This is a genomic window from Corynebacterium pyruviciproducens ATCC BAA-1742, from assembly GCF_000411375.1.
Classification (GTDB): domain Bacteria; phylum Actinomycetota; class Actinomycetes; order Mycobacteriales; family Mycobacteriaceae; genus Corynebacterium; species Corynebacterium pyruviciproducens.
In genome coordinates this window covers 374,052-374,395 of the sequence record NZ_KE150446.1, presented here as the reverse complement: position 1 = coordinate 374,395, position 344 = coordinate 374,052, and the positions used below count along the sequence as shown (strand labels likewise).

At 56.1% G+C, this 344-nt stretch carries 1 pseudogene; it reads right to left on the bottom strand.

The window, feature by feature from the left end:
* Positions 1-344: pseudogene (locus HMPREF1219_RS12940) on the bottom strand (Rib/alpha-like domain-containing protein); the annotation flags it as partial.

Genomic DNA, 344 nt, shown 5'->3' with positions numbered 1-344 from the left:
TTGAGACCGTCACCATCGGTATCCGGGTTATTCGGCTCCGTCTTGGTCTTGTTAACCTCGTCGCCATCCTTGAGACCGTCACCATCGGTGTCCGGATCTGTCGGATCCGTATGGTGTTCGTTGACCTCGTCGCCATCTTTCAGCTTGTCGCCATCAGTGTCGGGGTTGTTCGGATCGGTCTTGGTCTTGTTGACCTCGTCACCATCGGTCAGGCCATCACCGTCGGTGTCTTTGTCCTTCGGATCGGTCTTGTGGTTGTTGACCTCATCGCCATCCTTGAGACCGTCACCATCGGTGTCCGGGTTCTTCGGATTCGTCTTGGTCTTGTTGACCTCGTCGCCGTC